This is a genomic window from Rectinema subterraneum, assembly GCA_009768935.1.
Taxonomy (GTDB): Bacteria; Spirochaetota; Spirochaetia; order Treponematales; family Rectinemataceae; genus Rectinema; species Rectinema subterraneum.
The window spans coordinates 39867-64886 of sequence record WESA01000009.1; the positions used below are offsets into that span (position 1 = coordinate 39867).

The following is a 25020-nucleotide window of genomic DNA, read 5'->3' on the forward strand; positions in this document are numbered from 1 at the left end:
CACGCGAACGCGGTTGCAGCTGCCTGCGCTTTTGTCTCGGGCGCGCGGCGTTTTTGTTGGAGCGCTGGTTCAAGGCTCCATCTGGCGTAAGAAGGCGGAGCCTTTCCTGAACAAAAGAACGCCGAATCCTATCCCAGCAGCCAAAAAAACAGTGCCATACAAAAGCGCAAAACTGTATTTTTGGAAGGGCAAGCTAGCCGACAGCGCGCCAAGCCCTGCGACCAGCCCCATTGTACCCAAAATCACAATAATCGTATTAGGGTTGCGTTTCAGTGCTGACATGGGATTTTCCCACGAAAGGCGAGGCCAGAAGGTGTCAATCACCAAGCCGCAGATATTAAGCGTCACTGCCCCAAGAACTGCAAGCACAAGCGCCACAGCAATATCAACCAGACGTATTCCCAGCAAGAGCCCGACCCCGACAACGCCGAATACAATACCGAGCGCAGCAAACAGCAGAGCATGCACCAGTTTGGCAGCAATGATATCGCGAGGCTCAAGCGGTAGCGATTTCAGAAAATAGATCGCTTTTGCATCGCGCGAAAAGGCGGTGCAGGCAATGCTCGTCGAGCTTGCAAGAAAAACGCCGATCCCCGCGGGGATGAGATAGCCAGCTTGTCCATCCAGCAGGGGACGGAGCTGCTGCAGTGCCTGCTGAATCTGCTGACCCTGCGCAATGAGCGAAATAGCTAGGATAACAGGCAGCAATACGATGACAAACGGCCCGTTCAGGAAATACATCGGCTCGCGGTTCATAAGGTGCAGCTCCCTCTGCACAAGCGAAATAAAAACAGGCCGCGGCGCAAACACAGCCTGTGCCTGCGATCTGCCTATTTTCCCTTTCACGGCAGCCAGCTCCCCGAAATTAGCGAGGATTTTGGTGTAGCTCCGTCCGAAAATCGTTGCTGCTGCCGCAGCCAGCGCCGTGCCCAGTGCAAGATTGGCAAGCGTTGCCGCGAAAGCGGCCGGCATCGATGAATTCCCGATTGCGGTCATTGTCAGCCATGCAGGCGGCCACCAGTTCGCGATATCGGCAAAATTGAGCTCGTTATCGATCAGCAGCTTGCGAAGCAGAACAGGGTCTTCGATGCGAGCCATCATAGTCTGCAAATACCAATTGAAGCCAAGCGCCAGCGCAAGCCCGATGAATCCGCCGACATACAGAATTGTGTTCTTCCTTCTGAGCCAGCGGGATGCGCTCACCAGCGGCATGAGCACCGCATAGGAAACCGCAAGCGGCACGAGCGGCAGCGCCAGCGCATTCAGTAGCATCCACACATAAAAATCAAAAGGCGGGCTATTCTTTATGCCGTACACGCCCGCCGCAATGCTCATCACCAGAAAGGCAATCGGCGCTTCAATGGCATAGACTGTCGCCATCCTCGCCGCCAGAAGCTCCGAAGGCTTGAACGGCATCGTGAGGAACAAGGCCTCGTTCGGCGCGCTCGAGAAAAACGAAAGAGAAGTAATGAAAGCAAAAAGAAATACAAGCACCGAAGCCGTCACCGTGGCATAGATGAGCATGAGCGACTGCATGCCAAACGGCGCGAGTGCGTCGTGCATGCCGATATCCATCATCGCGAACATAAAACCGAAGTCTGCAAGCAGTACGACTGCGAGCACAATCCAGCCAAAAGTCTTGAGCAGCACCTTGGGCGAGGCCAGCTCCTTTTGCGTGGGCAGATGAATCGCAAAGACCGATTTGAGGCTCAGGCTCAAAAGCGAAATGAATGGGGACCTCATAGTTTGGAGACCTCTTCCGGCACCTGTTCACCTTCCTCGACGAGGGCAAGAAAGAGCGCTTCGAGGCTTTCTTCTCTCTGGTCTGCGCCCTCTATGTTCACCATGCCTGCCTCACGTGCCGAAAAATTCGGTGCGCCTACAAGTGGCACCTGGCCGGACAGCCTGCCGCGCGATTCGCGAAGCTCGCGCAAGCCCTCGAGGTCGCCAGTGAATACCAGTTTTCCCTTGTTGATGATTGCAAGTTTGTCGCAAATGCGCTCAGCCACCTCCATGACATGGGTCGAGAAAAAGACTGTGCCCCCGCTCGCAGCGTGCGCACGCATGAGTTCCTTGAGCGCGAACGCAGCGTGCGGGTCAAGGCCGACAATCGGCTCGTCGAGGATCCAGTTGTGGGGTTTGTGGATGAGGCTTGCGATGAGATTGAGCTTCATGCGCATGCCGCGGCTCATGCTGCCGATTGGAGACTTCAGGGCATCAGAGAGCTCGAAGCGTGCGGCAAGTTCTTCGATGACTGTGATGCGGTCCGAAGCGGAAACACCATAGACATCAGCGACAAAATTCAGATATTCATAGGCTCTAAGCCTGCTAAAAAGGTCGGGTGTGTCGGGCACAAGGCCAAAGCGCCGCTTTGCTTCCATTGGTTCTTTTGCAAGATCGATGCCGTCTATGAGGACACTGCCTGAGTCTGCTTCGATGGCGCCGGTCATGATGCGGATTGTTGTTGTTTTGCCAGCGCCGTTCGGTCCCAGAAAGCCGAAGATGGCGCCATCCGGAATGCGTAGAGTCAAAGAGTCGACAGCTTTGGTGCCGCTTTTTGCGTAGGTTTTTGAAATATTGGTCAGTTCGATCATGAGTTTGCCTGCCTTTTTCTGAGCATTCGCATTGTGCGCGAATATTGGCGCGCCCATTCGCCCCTCTATTCGCGCGCATTATGTGGGATTCTCAGCGCCTTAATCGTTCCATCTTTATTGAAACATAGTTGGCGGCTATACTGCAAGCTATGAAGCATAACACCATGACGACGAGGCAGATTTTCGAACTCATCGATGCTGAGGTGATTCAAGGCGATTTCGATGAGGCGCCTGTGGCGGGAGTGTATACTTCCGATCTTCTTTCCGATGTGCTCGCGAATGGGAGAAATGCCACGGTGCTTGTAACGATTCAGGCGCATCAGAACACGATTGCCGTTGCGTCGATTGTAGGGATTTCGCTCATTATCATTTGTAACAGCCGTCCTATTGTGGACAATATGGCCGAAGCGGCTGTGCAAGAGCGCATCGGCGTTGTCAGGACCAGCCTGAGCCAGTTCGAGGTATCGGGCAGGCTCTGGCAGGCTTTGCACGCGCAGGGCGAGCCTGATGATTCTCACATTCGATTTTCATAACCACTCGTGCCTCAGCCCCTGCGCAAGCCTCGAGAATTCGCCGTCAGAAATGGCAAAGCGCGCGCGGCAGAAAGGAATCGAGATATTCGCGCTCACTGACCACAATAGCGCGCTGAACTCAGCGACTTTTGCGATCGCGTGTGCGCGCCAGGGGCTGATTCCTTTTTTCGGTCTGGAAATGAACCCGTTCGAGGAAGCGCATCTTCTGGCGATTTTCCCGGATCCGCTCGCAGCGCTTGCTTTTAGTGACCAGGTATATCGATACCTGCCGCAATTAGAAATCGACCCCGGTCAGTTCGGCGACCAGGTTGTAGTCGATCCGAAAGACGAGATTCTCGCAATGCCGGCAGCCTGGTACGGCAATGCATTGCAGGAATCATTTGCATTTTTTGCAGACGCAGCGCACAACGCCGAGGCGCTTGTCATTCCCGCGCATGTGGATAGAGCGCAGTTCTCGGTATACAGCCAGCTGGGTTTTCTGCCGCCTGGTGCATATGATGCGGTTGAAGCAGTCGGTGCGGACCCCGACCCTGTGCTGAGCGGCCGGCATTGTGTGATATCGGATTCCGATGCACATGTGCTGGAGCATGTGGGACGCAGGTCTTCGGCTGTGGAGATTGCTGACGAAGCGATCGTGAATGAGCTGCGCGCCGGGCTTGCTGCGATGGTAGAACGATGGAAGCAATGGGGACATTCAGAAAATGCGCAGCATATGAAAAGCGCTGATGGAAGCGATGATATCTGCAAAGCGGGCATTTCGACAGCCATTCCAGGCCTTGCACCACTTGTTTCGTTTTTGGCTGAATGGTACCCACGCCGCGAATCGCTGGCACTGCTGGAAGCCATGCGCCGCTCTTTTCATGAAAAAAAGGCATGGAGCGTGTATAAGCGGCCGGCTCTATAGCAAAAAAGGCCGTCAGCTATTCCGGCCAGCGAACCGAAAACACAATCGGTTTTTCCAGCGTCAGCAAATCAAAAAGAGGCAGCTTTGCACGGAATATGGGCCCAGAGAAACTGCCGCCCGCCGCTGCCGCAATCGCTCTCGGAACGGTAATGACGATATCTACCGCGCATGCATCGAAAGCAGCCATGTATTTTTTCCCTATAATAACCTGTTCAAGATTGAGCCTGTATTCGGCAGCGGACACAGGATCGGGCTCCAGCGCCGGAGGGCTCAGGCTTTCGACAATCCGCTTATCCACGCCCGGGAACAATTTCAGCATATACGGCGCATTCTCGCGCGAAAGGCTCACCGAAAGCTCTCGCATGGCAGGTGCAGACCCCTGTGCTGGAATTTTGCGAAATTGAATCATCCCCTGCGGCACGAGCGAAGTGTCTGCGATGAGTGCATCGATATTCGGCACCCACACAACCGACGTGAGCACTTCCGGGCTGGGTGTCGATGCATCGACAAGCATAATGCTTGTTCGCCCAAGGAATTGATTGCGCACTGCCTCAGTGTTGAACAAAGGCTCTCTCGAGCCCAAGCCTACAAATTGCCGCACGCGACCGCTCAGGGCGTCAGGCACATCCAGACGGACCGCGGCGCGTACCGATCCATCGGTTTTCAGCGTTGCATCAAGGCTTCCTGAGCACGAAACAAACAGGATAGCGGTGGCCGTAGCCGCCACCACAACAAGCAGGGCAGCGAAAGACACCAATGCGTCGATCTTGTGCGATGCTCTGCTTTGCAAATGCGCATTCTCAGATATCCGGGCGCGACTCTTCCCAGACAGATTGTTCCTTCTTAAATTCATTATTTTCTCCACACTATGGTTTTTTTGCATACAGCGGCATCGGGCGTGTGCTCTTGCGGAGCAGCACTTCGCTGAAGCGTTCGAGCGTCACCTGGCTTTCCAGCGTAAGACGCCTGTATGCTGCGTGACTGACAAGCAAATTCTGATGGAATTCGCGACACAGCGAATCGAGGCGCGCGGCAACCGCAATGGTGTCGCCATAGAAACTCATTTTCTGCTGACCAGGCGGCCCGAGCAGCGCGGCGGTCACAAACCCTGCATGGATGCCGACCGAAATTTTTATGTCACTGGGGAGCGATTGCACAACCATGTCTTCTCTCAGTCCTTCCAGCTCTTCCAGGAATGCATACGTGGCATTCAGAGCGCGATCAGCGCTTCGATCGGAATCGACAAGGCCAAAAATAATCACGACAGTATCGGCAGAGAGCGATGCGATTCGCCCGCCAAAACTGCCTGCACAATGTGTCCAGATTGCGTAATAACGATTGAGGAGTGTGGTCGCTGCGGTTCGACCAAGTTGTTCGGAAAGATCGGTAAAGCCGACGATATCTGATGAAACTACGGTTACAGACAGCGAAGTCGGCGACTGGAGCGGCAGCCCCGAAAGTTCAGGCGAATTCGCAGTACTCAAAGTACTTGCTGCACTCTGGGCCACTGGCTCAGAAATTGTGTGCGATTCAGGTTCTTTGCTTTGGCCTTCGCTTTCAGCTTCTGTATGTGAAGCAGCGAGAATTCGCTGAGCTTCCTTAGGCATTTCCAAAAGTTGCGTAAGCCGCTGCTGCAGCGTAATCGCGCGCATGCGAGCTACCAGAAGCATGAAATCGAATGAAATAACTCCAAATAATGCAAAAAGATGCTGCGGCGCCCGGATGAACTTGTCAAACACCGAAGGAAAAGACTGAATCCGAAGCGCCTGTATCATCGCTTCTGAATCGATCTCCCCGCGCGAAAATGCTCCCGTCACCGAAATGCGCAAATCGAGGTATGCATAAAACAGAATGAAAATAAGCGCTGAGCCCACCGAAAGCGCAGTCTCTGTGAGCCTTTTCAGGAAGGGCCTTCGCAGCACGAGCGAGAGCGTCTGGAACACCGCGATGTACACCGAAGCTCCCCAAAGGAGCATGGTTGCGGTCTCTGTAAATGCGATATCCGAGAGCGTTGCACGCAGAATTGAATATCCCGCAGGCGTGATGAATGAATATAGAAGCCGCAGGACAGGAATATGCCCCTGGACGGTAAGGAGGCCTGTCTGAACGAGCATGAACAGCAACACAATGAGCGAAGTGACAATGGCATTCTGCCATGATCCCGACGTCAGCGAGATAATCATGACAAAAAAGAGAACAAACTGGTTCGAATAGTAATACAGCTCGTCCGCAAAGCGTTTTCGGGAAAATTGCATCGGTTCTATTGTAGCGTCCATGCGGGCTGGTGGAAAGTCCCGATAGTGCTCCGAAGCTTGTGCCATCTGCGCCCAGAATCCAGCCGGCGGGTTATTCCGATAGTGCTTCCAAGCTTGTGCCAGCCGAGTTCTCAATAAAAAAACACAATACTTGACGGCTGCACATTAAGGTGTACAATAATTCTGCATCATCTATTTCAAAGGAGGTTCTATGAAAAAGCTCGTAGCAGTCGTGCTCGTGCTCGCCTTCCTCGTGGTCGGTGCGGATGTATTCGCGCAGGCCAAGGCCAAATTCCACATCGGTGTGGTAACCGGTACGGTCTCCCAGTCTGAGGACGACCTGCGCGGTGCCGAGCAGCTGATCAAGGAATATGGCAGCGTCAAAGATGGCGGCATGATCCAGCACATTACGTATCCTGATGATTTTATGTCCCAGCAGGAAACGTTCATTTCTTCAGTCGTGGCACTGGCTGACGATCCGCTCATGAAAGCGATTGTCATCAACCAGTCCATTCCCGGCACCGCTGAGGCGTTCAAGCGCGTGCGCGCCAAGAGACCGGACATTCTCCTTCTCTCTGGCGAGCCGCACGAAGACCCGCTCGTTATCCAGGGCGCTGCTGACCTTGCACTCTCTGCCGACTTTGTATCTCGTGGCTACACCATTATCTGGGCAGCCAAGCAGCTCGGCGCAAAGAACTTTGTGCATATTTCCTTCCCTCGCCATATGAGCTATGAATCGCTCGGCCGCCGCCGCGCGATTATGGAACAGGCGTGCAAGGATCTCGGCCTGAACTTCTACTTCGAGACCGCTCCGGACCCGACGTCTGACGTTGGTGTCGCTGGCGCCCAGCAGTTTATCCTCGAGAAAGTCCCGCAGTGGATCCAGAAATATGGCAAGAACACCGCGTTCTTCTGCACCAACGATGCGCATACCGAGCCGCTTCTCAAGCAGTTGTTTGCGTATGGCGGCATCTTTGTCGAAGCTGACCTTCCGTCCCCGCTCATGGGCTATCCTGGCGCACTGGGCCTCGATCTCTCCAAGGAAGCAGGCGATTTCCCCGCAATCCTCAAGAAGGTTGAAGCAGCAGTTATCGCAAAGGGCGGCGCTGGCCGCTTTGGCACCTGGGCATTTTCCTATGGCTATACCCTTACCGCTGGTCTTGGTGAATTTGCCAAGAGAGTCATTGAAGGTAAGGCCAAAAAAGACAGCATGAAAGACGTGTTCGATTCGCTCGGCAAATATACGCCGGGAGCCAAGTGGAACGGCGCCTACTATGTCGATATGGGAACTGGTGTACGCGCAAAGAACCAGATCCTTATCTACATGGATACCTATGTGTTCGGAAAGGGATTCTTGCCGACCACGCAGCAGAAGGTGCCCGAGAAGTACTACACCATCAAGATGCACAACTGATGATTGCTGGCCGCGTGTGATCGCGCGGCTTTCGATGAGCAGAACAAAACCGGCTGAACCAGCCGGCAACATTCCGGCCCGTATTCAGGCGTTGTCGGGATACGGGCCATTTTTTCGCAAATCCGTCAATAATATGGAACACTTATGGCGAACGGAAGCCCTCTTCTTTCCATTCAGCATGTTTCCAAGGATTTCTACGGAAACGTCGTTTTGCATGATGTGAGCTTCGATCTTCGCGAAGGCGAGATTTTAGGCCTTGTCGGAGAGAATGGAGCGGGCAAAACCACACTCATGCGTATTTTATTCGGCATGCCGGTCATAGCCGAAACTGGTGGTTTCCAGGGCAGCGTGATAATCGGGGGCTCAGAAGTTCATTTTTCCAGTCCCTTCGATGCGTTGGACGCGGGCCTTGGCATGGTGCACCAGGAATTCAGTCTTATCCCTGGCTTTACGACAACCGAAAATATCGTCCTCAACCGTGAATCGATGCGCCCCAGCATCCTCAACGATGTGTTCGGCGATCGAATGAGCATTCTTTTGCGCGACAAAATGCGCGAGCGTGCGGAAAAGGCCATCGGCAAACTGGGCATCGAGCTCGACCCGGACATGCTGGTATCGGAAATGCCGGTTGGTCACAAGCAATTCACTGAAATCGCCCGCGAGATAGACAGGGAGCAGACGCGCATTCTTATACTCGACGAACCTACGGCGGTGCTCACCGAATCAGAGGCAGAGGTGCTCTTGCAGACCCTGAAGCGCCTCGCATCGGAAGGCATCGCGATTATTTTCATATCCCACAGGCTTCAGGAAGTGCTGGCTATTGCAAATCGCATTGTGGTGCTGCGCGATGGCCATGTGGTCAAGGATACGCCGAACGAACATGTCAGCATGCGCGATATTGCATCGTGGATGGTTGGCCGTTCGCTGGGCGAAACTGGCGCGCGTTCGGAAGGCAGGAAATTTTCGGATATTGCGCTCAAGGTTCACCACTTGTGGGTCGATATGCCGGGCGAAACGGTTCGCGATGTTTCGTTCGATGTCCATAAAGGCGAAATTTTCGGCATTGGTGGGCTTGCGGGACAGGGCAAGCTCGGTATCCCCAATGGCATTATGGGCCTCTTTCCTGCAGGCGGCGAGGTAATTCTTGAGGGAAATACAGTGCCGCTTAACGCGCCGGCAAAGGCGCTCGCGATGGGCATGGGCTTTGTTTCGGAAGACAGGCGTGGAGTAGGACTGCTTCTCGACGAGAGCCTTGAATGGAATATCGCTTTTACGGCGATGCAGGTGCACAGGCAGTACCTTAAAAAAGTGCTGGGCGGCCTCTTTTCACAGCGCGACGAGCGTGCGATGGAGGATCTCTGCAAGGAATACGTCAGCCTTCTGGATATCAAATGCACAAGCACAAAACAAAAAGCCAAGGAGCTTTCGGGAGGCAACCAGCAAAAAATCTGCCTCGCAAAAGCATTTGCGATAAAGCCGAGCCTTCTTTTCGTCTCGGAGCCGACGCGGGGTATCGATGTAGGCGCTAAAAAACTCGTCCTTGATACGCTGCATCACTATAACCGCGACTTCGGCACGACCATCGTGATGGTTTCGAGTGAGCTCGAGGAGCTGCGCTCGATCTGCGACCGCATTGCGATCGTCGATGAGGGCAGGATCGCGGGTATTCTGCCGCCGACGGCGGATATTTCAGAATTCGGCCTGCTCATGTCAGGCGCAGCCATGGAGGCCGTCAATGCGTAATCTCAAGACATTCATCGAGGATTTCGGCTGGCCGCGCATCATCATTTTCTTCTTTTTGATATTCCTTTTCATTATGGCGCCATTTGTCCGCGTGCGACTGGATGCGTCGATTTCCGACGTGCTGAACCGCTTCGGGCAGAATGCGATTATGGTGCTGGCGATGGTGCCGATGATCCAGTCGGGCTGCGGGCTGAACTTCGGGCTCGCGCTCGGGATTGTGTCGGGGCTTTTGGGGGCGACGCTCTCTTTGCAGTTCCAGTTGCATGGCATTTTGGGATTTTTGGGAGCTATTGCGCTCGCCGCGCCCTTCGCGCTTGTGCTTGGATGGTTCTACGCCAAGCTTTTGAACAAGGTAAAGGGCGAGGAGATGACGATCGCCATGTATGTCGGGTTCTCCTTCATCATGTTCATGTGCATCATGTGGCTGATACTGCCCTACAATAATCCGACAATGGTGTGGGGATATGCCGGCAAGGGCTTGCGCACCACGATCACGGTGGAAGGGTATTGGCTCAAGATACTGAACAATTTCCTCGCGATACGGATAGGCCAATTCTTTGTCTTTCCGACGGGGCTTCTGCTGTTTGTCGGGCTGTTTGCCTTTTTGATGTGGCTATTCTTGCGTAGCAAGACGGGCACTGCGATGACGGCGGTCGGTTCCAATCCGGATTTTGCGCGTGCTTCAGGTGTCGATGTCGATAAAATGCGGACGATTTCCATTATCATATCGACCTTCCTCGGGGCGGTTGGCATTATCGTCTACGAGCAGAGTTTCGGGTTCATTCAGCTGTACACGGCGCCAAGCCCGATGGTCTTCCCCGCGGTCGCAGCGATTCTGATAGGCGGGGCGAGCATCAACAAGGCGAGCATGGTGAACGTGCTGGTTGGAACAATTCTGTTCCAGGGGCTCTTGACTATGACGCCCTCGGTGATCAATTCACTCTTGCAGACCGACATGTCGGAAGTCATACGGATTATCGTCTCGAACGGTATGATTCTCTACGCGCTCACGCGCAAGATAAAGGTGTCAAAATGAGCGCACAGAAAAAATTCGTCAAATTCTTTTCGCAGTATGCGGTCGTTATCATTTTTGTGATGATCACGGTGGCGGCGATTCCGCCGTCAGGGCTTTCGATCAAATACATCCTTCAGGAGATTATCACAAGGCTGGGGCGGAATTCGTTCCTTGTGCTCGCGCTGCTGTTGCCGATTTACGCAGGCATGGGCTTGAACTTCGGCATGACGCTTGGAGCGATGGCAGGGCAGGTTGGCCTTATATTTGCGGTGAATTTCGGTATTTCGAACTGGCATGGGCTTCTGTTTGCCCTGCTGGTTGGGCTGCCTATCTCGGTGTTCTTGGGGTGGATATGCGGGCTTGTCATGAATAGGGCCAAGGGCCGCGAGATGGTGACAGGCTACATCCTCGCGTTCTTTATCAATGGTATTTACCAATTCTTTGTCATGTATATGCTGGGTTCGGTCATTCCGATGGGCAACCGGGCGATCGTGCTGTCGCGCGGGTACGGAATACGCAACACCCTCAACCTCGAATCGGTGCGGCAGTCGCTTGACAATATTCTTGTTCTGCGAGTGGGCGGCTACGCGGTTCCGGTTGTGACCTTCATCATCATTGCGCTGCTGTGCATTTTCATCGTGTGGTTCAAGAAAACGAAGCTCGGGCAGGATATGCGTGCAGTCGGGCAGGATATGGTAGTGGCGGAAGCTGCTGGTATTCCTGTCGAAAAGACCCGCATTATTGCGATTATCATTTCGACCGTGCTGGCGTGTGCAGGGCAGATAATATTCCTTCAGAATATGGGCAACCTGGCAACCTACAATGCGCATGACCAGACTGGATTCTTTGCGGTTGCAGCGATTCTGGTTGGAGGCGCGTCAGTTACGCATGCGAGCATCGCGAACGTGTTTATTGGCGTCACGCTCTTGCATTCGATGTTTGTCGTGTCGCCGCTTGCGGGGCAAAAGCTGTTCGGTTCGGCGATGATCGGCGAGTATTTCCGCCAGTTTATCGGGTATGGCGTCATTGCGCTCTCGCTTGTGCTCTATGCATGGAGGACGAGAAAAGCGGCAGCGGATGCCCGCCTTGGCTTGCGCGGAGGAACGAACGGCTCAACAAAAGTCAGCGCGGTCAAAAATGGCGCGAATGGCGCGGCAGGGAACGGAGGGCAGGCATGAACGGCACCACAAAAACCCGTCGCCTCGCGATTCGCGGCGGTCTGCTCGTTATCTATGTATTGCTCATGGTGCTCATGATCATGACAGGAAGGCGGCATACCATCCTCATCGACAACAAGGATGCCGCTGACGGTTCCTACAGCGCGATCAATGGCATGGAAGTGGCAATAGACCGCCAGGAATCATCGGAATATTATCCGGGTGACCGCGACAAAGCCATGGTTCAGGGGCAAACGCACAAAATCAAGGTGACCATTTTCGATGACAACAAAACCATCGAAAAAGAGTTCAAAGTGCCCTTGTGGAGCGATGTGATGATTATTTCGGTGCCTAAACTGATAGCTGGCGTCGAGCCCTGGATCGAGCCATTCACCATGGCCGAGCAGATCCAGGAAGCCCAGGAATCTGGCCCGCCAGCCGGCGAGACGAGCTTCCAGAGCATTGGGCCTGCGCAGCCGATGGAAGTGGAGCAGGTGCCGCCAACGCCGTAATGAGCATGAAATAGTGCTGCAAATTTGGGGGCCTGAGCTGCCCCCTGCGCTCTATTTCGAGGGAAATAGTCATGCATACACTCGTGCTTGTTCGCCATGGCGAAAGCGAATGGAACAAAGAGAACCGCTTTACCGGCTGGACAGATGTGGACCTGACCGACAAAGGAGTCAGCGAAGCGAAGGAGAGCGGCAAGGCATTGAAAAATGCGGGTTTTCAATTCGATATCGCCTACACATCGGTGCTGAAACGCTCCATCCGCACGCTCAATTTCATCCTGGATGAGCTGGACATGCAGTGGATCCCGGTGCGAAAAGAATGGCGCCTCAACGAGCGGCACTATGGGGCGCTCCAGGGCCTCAACAAAGCAGAAACAGCCAAAAAATACGGCGAGGAGCAAGTGCATGTATGGCGCCGCAGCTACGATATCCGGCCGCCCGAACTTGCGCTCGACGATCCGCGTTTTCCGGGGAAGGACAGACGCTATGCAGGGCTCGATCCTTCAGAGCTGCCGCGGGCTGAAAGCCTCAAGGACACCATTGCACGATTTATGCCATTGTGGCATAACGAAATATCGGGCGATGTACAAAAAGGCGCGCGTGTCATCATTGTCGCGCACGGCAATTCGCTTCGAGCGCTGGTGAAATATCTTGACCGCATCAGCGACGAGGATATCGCAGATCTCAATATCCCGACAGGAATTCCGCTCGTCTATGAACTTGACGATATGCTTACGCCTGCGCGGCATTATTATCTGGGTGATGAAGAAGCAGTCAAGGCTGCAGCAGAAGCGGTCGCGAATCAGGGCAAGGCGAAGTAGACGAGTGCGCAAACAAAAAGCCACCCGTGGAAATGGATGGCTTTTTATTTGGGAGCCGTTTAATTTTTTCCTCTCGATATTCGGGCTTGCTAAATAAATAGATTGACACCGGATTGCGAAGCCGCATCCATGTAGGTGGCAACGCCGCCGATTTCTACTCCTTCCATAAGTTCCTCACGCTTGACGCCCATAATGTCCATGGACATCTGGCACGCAACGAGGCGCACGCCGGCTTGTCTCGCCTGCGCGATCATGGATTCGAGCATGTCGACGCGCTTGGCTTTCATGCGTGCTTTCATCATGAGCTGGCCTAAGCCGCCAAAATTCATTTTAGAGAGGGACAGAACTCCAGCATGCTTTGGCAGCATCATACCGAACATCTTGCCCATAAAGTCCTTGGCAACGCGAGGCGCATCGGGCTTGCGGATCACCGAGAGTCCCCAGAAAGTGAAGAACATGGTGACATCTTTGCCCGCTGCCGCTGCACCATTTGCGAGGACAAAGCTTGCGAGTGCCCTGTCAAAATCATTGGAGAAGACAATGATGCTGGCGCCTTTGGGCGAATATTGCACGATCGGCGCACCACCCTGTGATGCGGCCATGCCGGTCGCGGCTGCCATGGCTGATTGCTTGACAGCTTTTTCTATCATCGCAGTATAGACACCCTTGGATTCCTCCATGGAAATAAGGAGGTTTCCAGTGACATTGCACCAGGAAGCCGCGTCGCGGACAAATCCAGGGTCGGTTGCGCTGATAACGACACGCCCGCCCTCAGGGAGGCGGTCGATTTCGGTTTTGAGGCGCATGATGGGGCCCGGGCACTGCAAACCACATGCATCGATCTGGACAATAGCCTGGCGTTTGGCAGCTATAGACTCTGGCATCCCCGAGCCTTCGGCAAATGTTGTATGCAAAAGTTCCTGGGCGCCTTTCGCGCTTGCAGACTGAATCGCGGCGAGGCCTGGCTTGTAGACGCCTTTATGAGACTGAGGCTCGCTGGCCAGCTCCCATGTTTTGTAACCGCCCGAAAGGTTAAATACTTCAGTCCAGCCGTTCTGGCGCATAATGCGCTCCGCAAGGTAACCGCGAAGTCCGACGCCGCAATAGACAAGGACTGCGCGGTCGCGGGGCACTTCGGAAAGCCTTGTGCGAAGATTGTCGAGCGGAATGTTCACAGCGCCCGGAATTGCGCCAAGCTGGAATTCCTCTTCCGTGCGCACATCGAGAATATAAGCTCCATTTCCTTTCAGAACCGCGACTTCTGACCAGGCCGCATGGCGGCTCAAGCGCGTGAGCACATTTTCGGCGGTCATGCCTGCGATATTGACCGGATCCTTTGCGCTGGAGAATGGCGGCGCATAGGCGTGCTCAATCTCGCCCAGCTCAGTCACTTTTGCCTTGCGGCGAATATAGTCAGCAATTAGATCGATGCGCTTGTCGACTCCGTCGTAGCCGACTACTTGTGCACCGAGCAAGGTTCCATCCGGAGCAAAAACTGTCTTGATGGTGAGCGGCTGGGCTCCGGGATAGTAACTTGCGTGGCTGGATCCATGCGTGATTATCGACATGCAAGGGATATTATTCTTTTTGAGAAGCTTTTCAGCGACGCCCGCTGCTGCAGCGGTGATATCGAAAACTTTGGCAATCGATGTGCCGATTGCGCCGCTCCATCTGCGCGTTCCTGCGCCTTTGACGATATTGTCCGCTACGATGCGCGCCTGTTTGTTGGCAGGGCCTGCAAGAGGAATCGGCATGGCCATGCCAAGAATGGGGTGCGGGAATGCAATGGCATCGCCGAGAGCATAGATTGAAGGGTCATTCGTCTGAAGGTTTTCGTTGACAAGAATAGCTCCGTTCGGAGCGGTCTCGATGCCAGCCTGTTTTGCAAAGGCTGTCTCAGGCCGTACACCGATGGAAAGCACAACCATGTCGGCATCGAGCCGTGTGCTATCGGCAAGCACAACGACAGCGCGCGAGCCAGCCTTTTCGAAGCGTGCAACCGCGGAGCTGAGATAGAGCTCGACATTTTTCTGCTTGAGGTGCTGGTGAACAATGGCAGCCATTTCGAAATCGAGAGGATTCATAACCTGATCGAGCGCTTCGACAATGGTGACAAAAGAGCCACGTGTATGGAGGTTTTCTGCCATCTCAAGGCCAATGAAGCCACCTCCGACAACAATCGTCCGCTCCGGCCTATGTTCGTCGATAAAGCTTTTGATCTGGTCGATATCGCTTACGGACCGAAGCGTGAAAATTCGCGGATCATCAATGCCTGGCAGTGGCGGACGGATCGGCTCGCTTCCTGGCGAGAGCACGAGCGCATCATAGGTGAGCGAATATTCGCGGCCACTATCGAGCTCGCGAACACGAACGGATTTAGCACCGCGATCAATTGCCTCAACCTCGGTGCGCACACGCACATCGACATTAAGCCAAGCCTTGAATTTTTCCGGCGTCATGACAAAAAGCCGCTCGCGCTCCTTTATCGTTTCGCCAGCATAATAAGGCAGACCGCAATTTGCATAACTTATATGCGAGCCGCGTTCAAACATGACAATTTCTGCACGCTCGTCCATACGGCGAAGCCTAGCAGCGGTCGAGGCGCCGCCAGCAACTCCGCCAACGATTACATATCTGGCCATAACAAGCTCCTGAATATTGATGTATAAAAATATATTAATATAAACATATCTATATGGCAAGTGGCTAAACCTCGGCGGTTGATCATTGCATGAAATTCAGGAGGCGCTTTGCAAGTATTTGATAGTGCGAAATTCGGGCATTTTGTCTTGCGTCCTGCGAAAGAGGGCGCTACAGTACAACCTGACAGCAGGAGGAAGCTATCCGATGAGGAAAAGGTATTCGAAAGCGCTGGTTATGGTTGTTTTGCTGCTGGTAGCCGCAGCAGGTCTTCCAGCGCAAGGCGCATCGACAATTCTGCATGATGTCCGGCCAGATCCCGCCGTCACAAAGATTGCATGGCTTTCCGAGTGGTTTTCGCCACTGGCGGGGACACCTGCTGATACACGAGTTTTTATTCTCGACAGCGGAAAACCGGGCGCAACAGTATTTGTTGCCGGCGGTACTCATGCAAATGAAATCGCAGGTATTTTGACTGCGGTGCTTCTTGTTGAATCGGCAGTACCACAAACAGGAAGGCTCCTGATTATTCCGAATCTCAACAATTCAGCATCGACATGGACCGAGAGTACTCAATTGCCCGCTTGGATTGCTATCCGAACGCCTTCTGGTACGCGCTTTTTCAAATATGGAGCACGCTATACCAACAGAGTTCATCAGGGCACTCCAGATCCGGAGCAGTACATTCATCCCAAGAGCAACGAGCGCCTCGAAGGGCAGGAATCGCGCAATCTCAATCGGGTTTATCCGGGAAAGCCCGATGGAACTTTGACAGAGCGCCTCGCATGGGCAGTCATGCAGCTTCTGAAGCAGGAACATGTCGATGTGGCTTTCGATTTGCATGAAGCTGGGCCTGAATCGAGGTTGGCAAACATGATTGTTGCCAATCCGAAAAATCTGGATATGGGCGCGATGGCGGTGCTCAGCCTTGAACTGGAAGGAATAAAAATGAAGCTGGAGCCATCAAGTGAGAGCTTCTACGGCCTTTCTCATCGCGAGTGGGGAGATGAAACGCAGGCATGCGCATTCCTTATAGAGACGCCGAATCCTGCCCAATCGCTGGATAGCGCCGACCCAGCTGAAGATTCTGCATATCCACTCTCTGTTCGTGTGGCAACCCATTTGGCGAGCATACAAGCTATTCTCGATGCATGGAACGCTGATGCACCAGAAGGCAAAAAAGCGACCTTTACGAGATGGTCTGAATGGGAGAATATCGCCAGACAAGGGGTCGGCTCGTTTCTAAAATGAAAGAAATACTGAAAATACCAATGACAGGAGGTTGCATGATGAAAACCAAAATGCATGGTGAACGGGAAAGTACTGGCAATCAGCATCGATGGCTAGGAGGCTTTTCGAAGATTCTTCTGGCAATCGGGCTATTGTTTTTTGTACTTTCGCCTTCAGTTTTTGCAGCTGATACCATAAAGCCAGAGGTAACAGCACGCAACGGCATGGTCGCCTCGGCGCAGCCGCTTGCATCGGCTGCAGGGCTCGAGATTCTCATGGCTGGCGGCAACGCAGTCGATGCTGCTGTGGCAAGCGCATTTGCCCTCGGCGTTGTCGAGCCGAATGCGACCGGCCTGGGCGGGGAAGGAATGATGGTAATCTATCTGGCCGACAAGAAAGTGACTACATCGATCGACTATCGCTCCATGGCGCCGCTGGCTGATATGTCCAAGGTCAAATTCCCACCGGACGGGCATGTCTCTGTTGCTGTGCCAGGGACGGTCGCAGGTCTCTGCCTTGCGCTCGAAAAATATGGCACGATGAGTCTTGCCCAGGTAATGGCCCCCGCAATCCGCTATGCCCGCAATGGCTTTATTGTGAGCGACACTCTTGCATCTACAATCAAGGACCGTTTCGATCCAATCTCGAAAAATGATGCGCTGCTAGCCATTCTTGCTCCCGAGGGCCTGCCCCTCGAAGCCGGTCAAATAATCAGGAATCCTGATCTGGCCACAACGCTTGAAAAGATAGCTGCTGGCGGCCCCGATGTGTTCTATAAAGGAGAAATAGCCGATGCGATTGCTGAGGATATGGCTAAAAATGGCGGCTATATCACAAAAGCAGATTTGGCTGCGTATACGGCAATCGAGCGCGAGCCTGTGCGTGGCACATATCGCGGGTATGAAATCATTTCAGCGCCTCCCCCTGTTGGTGGGCTGTCGGTTATCGAAATGCTCAATATTCTCGAAAATTTCGATCTAGCGTCAGAGCAGCCTTTGTCGCCGCGCAATGTGCACCTCATGGCCGAGGCGATGAAGCGCGGCTTTGCAGATAACTCTGCGTTTATCGGCGACCCTGCCTATACAAAGGTGCCGGTTGCGGGATTGCTCGACAAGGAATATGCGCGTCAGCGTGTCAAAGAAATCGATCCTGCAAAAATGACGCCAGCTGTCAAAGCTGGCACGCCGCCCGAGCACCCATCGACTACGCATTTATCCGTAGTGGATAAAAATGGCAATATGGTTGCTCTTACGCAGACGATTTCCAGTTTCTGGGGTGCCTGCGTGGCAGTGCCAGGAACTGGTATTATTCTCAACAACGAAATGCAGAACTGGTCTTCGAAAGGGCCTAATTCTTATGCGCCGGGTAAGCGTATGCGGACGACCATAGCGCCGACTATTATTGCACAAGATGGCAGGCCTTTTGTGACAATGGGAACGCCAGGAGCTGGGCGCATCATCTCCACAATGGTGATCCTTGCGGTGAATTTGCTCGATTACCACATGGGAGTGCAAGAAGCAATTGAATCTCCGCGCTTCTATGCAAGAGATACCGAAAAAAATCTTTCTATCGAGGCACGAGTTCCGAAAGAAACTCAGGATTGGCTCAAGTCTATTGGGTATAGCATAAAGGAATACCCTGATTTCGATCTTTTCTTTGGTGGAGCTCAGGCAATTGTGGTCGATCTTGAGACAGGCATCATGCATGGTGGCGCCGATCCGCGCCGCGATGGAGCGGTGTTCGGATTCTAGAGCTGAATAGCGGAAGAATATGCAGGTGCACGTGCCGCAGCGAGGTGCGTGCCCTGTTTTATGCCGGAATTGCTGCGGAAAAAGGATCATCAGAATGAAACGTACAGTGTATTTTATATTGACTCTGTTGTTTGTTTTGGGTTTTGGAAGCACGAGCGCGCAGACTGCAGCGCTTATTCCTCCGCAATTGGCGGGCATTTTTGAAGCTCCCGGATTTATCACTTCGGCTGGGCAGACTTCAGATGCGGCAATTGTCAAGGTTCTTGTTAATACGCGGCTCAAGTTGAATTTTGGCTATGATATTGCTGCAAAGCCGCAGGCAGTGAGCGGTGCAAAGACCCTTGTGCTCGTTCTGGGTGCATCGAACAAAGGGCTCGGCGCGGCGGGGCTTTCCATAGAGCAGGAGACGGAGCGCGTCAAAGCTGTGCTGGCTCTGGCAAAGAGCGAGCACATGCGGATAATTGCTATGCATACAGGCGGTACAGCCAGGCGAGGCGAATCGTCGAATGCTATTATTGCGCTCTGTGTGCCGCATGCAGATGTGGCAATAGTTGTCGAAGGCGGCAATAACGACGGATTCTTTACTGATTTGTGTGCAAAAGAGAAGGTTCCTCTTGTTATGGTGCCAAGCATTGCAGAGGCGGGCAATGTGCTCAAGGGCTTGATGGCAAAGTGAATTATAATAAGCGAGGCCTGGCGGTTGCTCTGGCTGTTGCGGCTCTTTTTGTCCTGTGCATAGCGCAGGCGTTTGGCCAGCAGGGTTCGCAGAAGAGGGAGCAACCCGCAATTGGGCTTTCCATTGTTCTTTTAGAAGTTCGACCTGGGCCGGGAGTAGCGCGAATTTTCCTGCTTTCCGACCTCGATTCCGGCCTTGCAGGAACTGCGTTTGATACGCCTGTGTTCGAGTTCGCAGATGAAGCAGGGCAGGCGGATGGTGTTCTTCATCCGGAAGGGGCAAATCATACCGAAGGCGAACTATTACAACCCGCTCTTTTTGTCTGTGCAGGGACTCATGAAAACGAAATAGCCGGCATTCTGGCAGCATATTGGCTCATAGAAAAAGGCAGGGTGCATGGGGCGAAGCTTTTTGTGATGCCGCGGGCCAATGCTGCAGGGGCAACATGGTCGTTGCAGAATCCCCAGTCGCCGCGAATATTGCAGGCAATCCCCGGTATCTCGAGAACCTTCCGCTATGGCGCGCGGCTTTCGAACCTCGCGTATGAAACTGTGTCTGATCCACCCTTATTTTCGCCTCCCGCGGCCCCCGCAGGTTTTCCAGCTCTAGCTGGGCAGGAAATGCGCAACCTTAACCGCGAATATCCGGGCTCAACCGATAGCTCAATGACTGCACGCCTGGCCTTTGCCATAACCTCGTTGCTCAAAAAAGAGAACATTTCCATCGCCATCGATTTGCATGAGGCAAGCGCAGGCTCCAATCTTGGCTATTCGATTGTAACTCGCCCTGAGTCTCTGGATGAAGCAGCGCTTGCTGTTCTCGATTTGGAAGAGACAGCAGGCAAATCGTTCAGGCTCGAAGAATCCAAGCCCGAATTTGCAGGCTACTCGCATTGGGAATGGGGGAAACTCGGCATCCACGCATTCCTGGTCGAGACATTCAATCCTGCGCAGCCATCGGACGATCCGGCAGTTGACCAGTTCAATAACGCCAAGTCGCCGCTGGCCGAAAGAGTCTACGCACATTTATGGGCTGTGCAAGCGCTCATGGCCAACGCGGGAGTATCCCTGGGTATTTCAGTTAATATCGAAGGGCTGCCTGCTTCTGTCTTGGAAGTGGAGGCTTGGCTTAAGGCTCCATTATCTGGGGCTGCGCCTTGAGGCTGAGTTATGTGGAGCTGGACTATATGAGGCTGGACTGTTATGCATGCAAACCAAGGGGCTCGTGAATATGCCTCCAAATAACATTGTTCCAGTTATTTCGCCAGACGACGTGCTCGATAGCTTTCTTGCCCTAGGAAAATGCAATGATCTACGCATGCCTTCATGGATATTCGAGACCGCGCGAACGAGCGCACTTGCAAAAAATGATTGCCAAGTTCTCCATGCCCCGTCGTGGGCGATCAGACATGGGGTAGCATTTTTTTCTAGTAGAGAGCGGGATCTCATTATTATACGAGCAGATAGCACAGAATCGAACGAAAGCGATGGCTGGACCGCGAAACAGACCGTGCGGCCTGTTGCAGGTGCAGGACTCGAAGGAGCTCAGGACCAGCTTGTACTGAGCCTGCCTCACCGTGTTGAGCATCGCCGATGGTTTGTAAGCTATTATATTGAAGACTGCTTTGGTGCTGGCTTTAGGGCGCGCTTTGAAGATCGCCTCAAAAGCCCCCATGAAGAACGCTGTACCTATCATTCATTAAAAAATACCTCGGGCTGGATCGAGATGATAAGCGGAAATCCGCTTGTATGCACGCCGCCCAAGGTTCAGGCTGGGCAAAGGCTCTTTATTGTTGCAGTGCCCTATCCATCCTGACTTTACCCTCCGCTGGCCGAATTATAGAATGAGTGTCTGACTTGAGGAGATTACGCGATTGATCCAAGCGATTGCTGCTGCTGCGGCCTTTGGGAGCCTTGCAGTTGCTGGCATTATAGAACGGCGTGCCGTTGAGCACGATTTGTCATGCGTGCTGCATCGCATTCTCGTTAATGGCACACGCGGCAAATCGACAGTCACGCGGCTTATTGCAGCTGGGCTTCGAGCGGGCGGGATCACTACAATTGCGAAAACAACGGGTTCTGCGGCGCGCCTTGTTTTGCCCGATGGCAGCGAGCAACCAATCCATCGAAAAGGCCAGGCGACCATCATGGAGCATGCCTGGTTTGCACACATGGCGCAGAAAGCGCGCGCTCAGGCTATGGTCGCCGAGTGCATGGCAATCCGTCCCGACACCCTTTCTGTAGTTGAAAATGCGCTCTCTCAATCAACGATAGGCATTATTACCAATGTCCGGCTGGACCACGAAGACACCATGGGGCAAAACCTTGCATCGATAGCTGGATGTTTGTCTCTGACCATTCCCCGGAATGGCAAGCTGTTCGTCGGAATTCCGAAGGAGCCCGAATTGCTGGCTATTATTCGCAAGCGGGCTACTGAACGCGGGGCGGCGCTGGAGACTGTTGCTCCGGGGCCGGAAATCGAAGGCTATTGCGCTCGTTTTGCATATCCAATGTTTGCAGAGAATCTGGCATTGGCACTGGCGGCATGCGCAGCGTGCGGTGTACCGCGCGAAATTGCACTGCAGGGTATGCTCGATGCAGCGCCTGATCCTGGCGTGTGGCCAACTCTCGACCTGGAGTGGAAAGGGAAAACCTTTCGCATCATCAATGGATTTGCCGCCAACGACGCTGAGTCGACGCTAGCGCTCTGGCACAGTGCAGAAAGCCACTTCGATGTGGCGGCGCACCAAATCGATGTGAAGGTGCTTGTGTACAACCATCGCGAAGATCGGCCGTGGCGCTTGGACCAGGTGCTGTCGCTTGTTCGCCCGATCGGGGCCGATCTCGTATGTGTTATTGGAGCTCCCCGTGCACTTACCAAAAGGCGCATCGCAAAAAGCGGCCTTGCTCTTCCATTTCTTGTGCTGGACAGCGCAGATCCGGAATATCTTTTTGCGCAGATTGAAAGCCACGTCCCGCAAGCAGCTCCGCAAGCGACTGCTCACGTGCCTCCGCAAGCGACTGCTCACGTGCCTGCGCAAGCAGCCCAAAAAGCAGCCCGAATTGGTATTTTGCTGACGGGCAATATCAAAGGAGCTGGCATGGCGCTGACGGAAGGATTTTCGGCGATGGCGGCAAGAGCTGCTGCAGGGGCGTCGGCGGCAAGGGCGGCCAAAGAGGCGAAGGCGGAAAAACAAGCTGCAAGAAGGGAGCGAACCTGATGGCAGGCACATCAATCATCATCTCGATAGTCTTGGGATTCGTTTTCAGTGAGCTTACCGGCTGGCTCACAGGCGGACTTGTAGTACCAGGGTACCTCGCGCTCTATGTCGACCAGCCGTTGCGGATTGTGATGACCTATGCGGCAGCGGCGTTGGCCTTTCTCGCTGTAAAGCTGCTTGCCCGCGTGACGATTCTGTTTGGGCGCCGGCGTTTTATGGCATTTATTCTCGCGGGAATTTGTGCGGGGGCGCTTCTGGATATGATGACTGGCATGCTTCCTCCCAGCGGTTCGGACTTGCGGGCGATTGGCTATGTGGTGCCAGGGTTGATCGCGAATGACACATGGAAGCAAGGGCCGGCTAAGACCTTGCTTGCGAGCCTTGCTGTCACACTGGCGACGCGGGCTGTGCTGCTTTTGATAGCACATTGAGTTGTTAGGGATGAGCAGCGCATGATGAAAGAACGGCAGACAATGTGGCGCGTCGGCCTTGTGGTTTCTATTCTTGCCGCTTCGCTCGTGCTAGCTGAAGTCTTCTCGAAGCAGGTGGAGCATCCAGCCTTTAGCCGAATGCAGGGCGCTGCAGATCGCATGACGCGTGCCGAAGCTGCAATTGCAGCCCGCAGGGTTGCCTTGGGCATCGCCATAGATCCAAACCTCGATCCCTACCGAACAGGCCTTATCGGGGCCGAATCGAGCTTCCTGACTACGACTGTCGGAGATATCGTTGCAAAGCGCACGACCACAACCACAGCATTTGCAGCGCTTGTGGTGCGCTATTTCTACGAGCTGGGGCTGAGGCCGGGCGACAGAATCGCGGTCGGCTCTTCGGGGTCTTTCCCTGGCATTCTGCTCGCTGTGCTCTCGGCATGCGCAGAAACGGGCGTTGAGCCCGTGATCATTACGTCTATCGGTGCTTCGGAGTATGGAGCGAATATAGAGGGCTTGAGCAACGCAGAAATGGTAGCTGCATGCAGGGATGCCGGCATCTGGCCTTTCATGCCGGCCGCAATTTCACCCGGCAGTGATGCTGACCAGGGTATTTCATCGCTCTATCGGCTCGAACCGAGCGACGAGCTTGCCCGCTATGCGCACGATATTGCCGCGCGCCTTCAGGTTCCTTTCATAAAGGGCAATAATCTCGAGGAATCGATTGCGCTCCATCTGCGCACCTATCAACAAGCCGGCCCGATCAAGGCATTTGTGAATATTGGTGGTGCTGATGTCAATTTCGGCGGCGATACTGATTCGCTCAAGCTTAAGCCAGGACTTATTCTGCCCTCCGTAGGCCGCCAGTCCAAGCTCGGCGGCCTCGTCGGATATTACCTTTCCCGCGGCATCCCCGTCATCCACCTTTTGAACATCAAGGGGCTGGCCCTCCAGAGCGGCATCCCGATCGATAGCAATCCATTCGCGCCCCTGCCAGCAGACGTCACTTACTCCCGAAAAAAGCTAGAGTGGCTCCTTATTCTCGGCCTTGTTCTTGCAAGCGCAGCACTTGCATAGTGTTACGAACCTTGCAGAAGGCAGGTAGGAGAAAACTCACGCAAGCGCATAGCGAGGCAGATACTCCGCAGAGGTTTTGAGAGGGGTCGAGAATGCGCGCTTCCAGAGCTTCTGATCCAGCAGATCGAGCGAGAGCCTACTTACGAATGCCCGTTCACGGAACATCCATGAGCGCCCCGTGGCCACAAGCTTGCGAGGTATGCCTGCAGCTTCTGCATGGGTCATACGCGCCTTTCGGTTCGCTTTGATCCGGAAGGGCTTTGCGTAGTTGTGCCAGGCCATGTAGACGCAGAACCGATTGAGCATATTGGCGACATTGCGGGAAAAGCAGGCGGTTTCACGCCTATGGGCTGCTTGATCCTTTCTGAGCTCGCGATCCATGTAGTTGGCGCTGAAGAGGGGATTGTACCAGGTGCGCGGTTCGGTGGAGTGCACGGTCAGATGCACCAGTCGATGGTCTGCATTCTGAAAGCGAAAGAGCGGATGGCTATACAGCGCTCTGCGATATTCCTTTTTTTCGTCGGTGATGAGGATGAGAGGCTGCCAAAGCTGGGGCATGCGTTCCTGGGCAAGGCGATCGAGGAGCTCCCGGAATGAGCGTTCGATGCTCCGAGGCTCAAAGGTACACGCACGATAGAGCAGGGACATTCGTTGCTTTTGAGCCTCGGTGGTGTTGCCGGAACGGCGCAGGGTGGCATGGGTAGCGGCAAGGAAGAATTGAGAATCGGCGGTGACGGCGAGGGTGATGTTGTTGGGGAAGTACTGAGAGACATCGAAGGAGACAAAGCCATCGATGCAGACGGATTCATAGGGATTGGCATGGGGACGGAGCAGGCTCTGGAGTGCGATGGCTTGACGGGCGAGTCGGTCGATACGGTTCTGGATGGTGCCGCACGAAGCAGAGAAGAATCGTGAGAGTGCGCGAATGCTCATGGAAGAGCTGAGCAGGGTTTCGATCTGGGGATAGGAGAGTCTGCGCTTGGCGAAGTAATCGAGGCTGAAGGTCTGGGTAGAGAAGTACTTGCCGCAGGCTTGGCAGCGGAAGCGCTGGAC

At 54.0% G+C, this 25020-nt stretch carries 22 protein-coding genes; 16 read left to right on the forward strand and 6 right to left on the reverse strand.

The window, feature by feature from the left end:
* Positions 1-69: 69 nt before the first annotated feature.
* Together GAP13_RS04185 and GAP13_RS04190 are read right to left on the reverse strand one after the other, a co-directional pair.
* Positions 70-1743 carry a hypothetical protein gene (locus tag GAP13_RS04185; RefSeq protein ID WP_158906498.1) on the reverse strand — a complete coding sequence of 558 codons (1674 nt, stop codon included), beginning with the start codon at positions 1741-1743 and terminating at the stop codon, positions 70-72.
* On the reverse strand, positions 1740-2651 hold the full coding sequence (locus GAP13_RS04190) for an ABC transporter ATP-binding protein (RefSeq protein ID WP_241864289.1): 912 nt from the start codon (positions 2649-2651) through the stop codon (positions 1740-1742). Before GAP13_RS04190 ends, GAP13_RS04185 begins: the two co-directional genes overlap by 4 nt.
* A gap of 92 nt (positions 2652-2743) precedes the next feature.
* Between GAP13_RS04190 and GAP13_RS04195 the strand changes: the two genes are divergently transcribed.
* Positions 2744-3127 carry a hypothetical protein gene (locus GAP13_RS04195; protein WP_241864290.1) on the forward strand — a complete coding sequence of 128 codons (384 nt, stop codon included), beginning with the start codon at positions 2744-2746 and terminating at the stop codon, positions 3125-3127.
* A complete protein-coding gene (locus tag GAP13_RS04200; protein WP_158906500.1) occupies positions 3102-4031 on the forward strand; it encodes a PHP domain-containing protein in 930 nt (309 codons plus the stop codon). Before GAP13_RS04195 ends, GAP13_RS04200 begins: the two co-directional genes overlap by 26 nt.
* Positions 4032-4047: 16 nt before the next feature.
* Here GAP13_RS04200 and GAP13_RS04205 read toward each other — a convergent pair whose 3' ends face one another.
* Both GAP13_RS04205 and GAP13_RS04210 read right to left on the reverse strand, forming a co-directional pair.
* A complete protein-coding gene (locus tag GAP13_RS04205; RefSeq protein ID WP_222126143.1) occupies positions 4048-4821 on the reverse strand; it encodes a hypothetical protein in 774 nt (257 codons plus the stop codon).
* 76 nt (positions 4822-4897) lie between these two features.
* Positions 4898-6352 carry an adenylate/guanylate cyclase domain-containing protein gene (locus GAP13_RS04210; protein ID WP_222126144.1) on the reverse strand — a complete coding sequence of 485 codons (1455 nt, stop codon included), beginning with the start codon at positions 6350-6352 and terminating at the stop codon, positions 4898-4900.
* A gap of 145 nt (positions 6353-6497) precedes the next feature.
* Here GAP13_RS04210 and GAP13_RS04215 point away from each other — a divergent pair, with 145 nt between their 5' ends.
* From GAP13_RS04215 to gpmA, 6 genes are all read left to right on the forward strand, one after another.
* Positions 6498-7700, forward strand: a complete 1203-nt coding sequence (locus GAP13_RS04215) for a DUF3798 domain-containing protein (protein ID WP_158906506.1) — start codon at positions 6498-6500, stop codon at positions 7698-7700.
* A gap of 144 nt (positions 7701-7844) precedes the next feature.
* Positions 7845-9443, forward strand: a complete 1599-nt coding sequence (locus GAP13_RS04220) for a sugar ABC transporter ATP-binding protein (protein ID WP_158906508.1) — start codon at positions 7845-7847, stop codon at positions 9441-9443.
* Positions 9436-10479 (forward strand): ABC transporter permease subunit, encoded by a 1044-nt coding sequence (locus GAP13_RS04225; RefSeq protein WP_158906510.1) that lies wholly within the window; start codon positions 9436-9438, stop codon positions 10477-10479. Before GAP13_RS04220 ends, GAP13_RS04225 begins: the two co-directional genes overlap by 8 nt.
* A complete protein-coding gene (locus GAP13_RS04230) occupies positions 10476-11636 on the forward strand; it encodes an ABC transporter permease subunit (RefSeq protein ID WP_158906512.1) in 1161 nt (386 codons plus the stop codon). Before GAP13_RS04225 ends, GAP13_RS04230 begins: the two co-directional genes overlap by 4 nt.
* Entirely contained in the window at positions 11633-12127 is a 495-nt protein-coding gene (locus GAP13_RS04235) for a DUF6672 family protein (RefSeq protein WP_186338820.1), read from the forward strand. Before GAP13_RS04230 ends, GAP13_RS04235 begins: the two co-directional genes overlap by 4 nt.
* A 71-nt stretch (positions 12128-12198) precedes the next feature.
* Positions 12199-12945, forward strand: coding sequence for a 2,3-diphosphoglycerate-dependent phosphoglycerate mutase (gene gpmA / locus GAP13_RS04240; RefSeq protein ID WP_158906514.1), 747 nt, complete (start codon positions 12199-12201; stop codon positions 12943-12945).
* A gap of 89 nt (positions 12946-13034) precedes the next feature.
* Here the strand turns inward: gpmA and GAP13_RS04245 are convergent, their stop codons facing one another.
* Positions 13035-15587: an FAD-dependent oxidoreductase gene (locus GAP13_RS04245; RefSeq protein ID WP_158906516.1), complete on the reverse strand. Its 2553-nt coding sequence runs from the start codon at positions 15585-15587 to the stop codon at positions 13035-13037.
* Positions 15588-15792: 205 nt separating this feature from the next.
* On the opposite strand from GAP13_RS04245, the gene GAP13_RS04250 reads away from it, so the two are divergent.
* The 8 genes from GAP13_RS04250 to pgsW all read left to right on the forward strand — a co-directional run bounded on the left by GAP13_RS04250 (position 15793) and on the right by pgsW (position 23967).
* Entirely contained in the window at positions 15793-16836 is a 1044-nt protein-coding gene (locus GAP13_RS04250) for a succinylglutamate desuccinylase/aspartoacylase family protein (protein ID WP_158906518.1), read from the forward strand.
* Positions 16837-16871: 35 nt separating this feature from the next.
* Positions 16872-18566, forward strand: a complete 1695-nt coding sequence (gene ggt, locus GAP13_RS04255; RefSeq protein ID WP_158906520.1) for a gamma-glutamyltransferase — start codon at positions 16872-16874, stop codon at positions 18564-18566.
* A gap of 94 nt (positions 18567-18660) precedes the next feature.
* Positions 18661-19242, forward strand: a complete 582-nt coding sequence (locus GAP13_RS04260) for a DUF6305 family protein (protein ID WP_158906522.1) — start codon at positions 18661-18663, stop codon at positions 19240-19242.
* On the forward strand, positions 19239-20402 hold the full coding sequence (locus GAP13_RS04265; RefSeq protein ID WP_158906524.1) for a M14 family metallopeptidase: 1164 nt from the start codon (positions 19239-19241) through the stop codon (positions 20400-20402). The genes GAP13_RS04260 and GAP13_RS04265 overlap by 4 nt, the downstream gene beginning before the upstream one ends.
* Before the next feature lie 70 nt (positions 20403-20472).
* Positions 20473-21057, forward strand: coding sequence for a hypothetical protein (locus GAP13_RS04270; RefSeq protein ID WP_158906526.1), 585 nt, complete (start codon positions 20473-20475; stop codon positions 21055-21057).
* A 58-nt stretch (positions 21058-21115) separates the two neighbouring features.
* Positions 21116-22462, forward strand: a complete 1347-nt coding sequence (gene pgsB / locus GAP13_RS04275; RefSeq protein ID WP_158906528.1) for a poly-gamma-glutamate synthase PgsB — start codon at positions 21116-21118, stop codon at positions 22460-22462.
* Positions 22462-22893, forward strand: coding sequence for a poly-gamma-glutamate biosynthesis protein PgsC (gene pgsC, locus GAP13_RS04280; protein WP_158906530.1), 432 nt, complete (start codon positions 22462-22464; stop codon positions 22891-22893). The genes pgsB and pgsC overlap by 1 nt, the downstream gene beginning before the upstream one ends.
* 21 nt (positions 22894-22914) lie before the next feature.
* Positions 22915-23967 (forward strand): poly-gamma-glutamate system protein, encoded by a 1053-nt coding sequence (pgsW, locus tag GAP13_RS04285; protein WP_158906532.1) that lies wholly within the window; start codon positions 22915-22917, stop codon positions 23965-23967.
* 36 nt (positions 23968-24003) lie between these two features.
* Here pgsW and GAP13_RS04290 read toward each other — a convergent pair.
* On the reverse strand, positions 24004-25020 hold a 1017-nt coding region (locus GAP13_RS04290), incomplete at its 5' end, for a hypothetical protein (RefSeq protein WP_158906534.1).